Origin of the sequence: Streptomyces katrae, assembly GCF_000966975.1 — a bacterium.
GTDB classification, from domain to species: domain Bacteria; phylum Actinomycetota; class Actinomycetes; order Streptomycetales; family Streptomycetaceae; genus Streptomyces; species Streptomyces katrae.
In genome coordinates, this window is sequence record NZ_JZWV01001603.1 from 1 (window position 1) to 502 (window position 502).

Annotated in this window: 1 pseudogene; it reads right to left on the reverse strand. The window is 71.9% G+C overall.

Annotation, left to right across the window (positions count from 1 at the left end):
• Positions 1–502: pseudogene (locus VR44_RS44675) on the reverse strand (IS5 family transposase); the annotation flags it as partial.

The following is a 502-nucleotide window of genomic DNA, read 5'->3' on the forward strand; positions in this document are numbered from 1 at the left end:
TGGCTGCGGGATCACCGCACGGATCCCGCGCCGCCGCAGGTATCCGCGGATCGCCCGCGATGAATAGGCCTTGTCGGCCAGGACGGCATCCGGTGTGATCCTGGGCCGACCGGTCCGCCGAGGCACTCGTAAGCGGGCCATGACCTGCTCGAATGCGGGTGCGTCACCGGCCTGGCCGGGCGTGAGGAAGAACGCCAACGGTCGGCAACGGCCGTCGGCCGCGAGGTGGATCTTCGTGGTCAGCCCGCCGCGGGACCGCCCGAGGGCATGGTCGGACGGCTCGCCGGCCAGGGCCCCTTTTGACGGGCCCCGGCAGCGTGCTGATGCGCTCGCACGACCGTGGAGTCGACCGCGACGACCCAGTCCAGGTCCCCTTCGGTGTCGGCCTGGGCGAGGAGGGCGGCGAAGACCTTCTCCCACGTGCCGTCGGCGGCCCACATCCGCAGCCGGTTGTGGGCGCCCTTCCACGAAGCGAAGTGCTCGGGCAGGTCCATCCACGGGG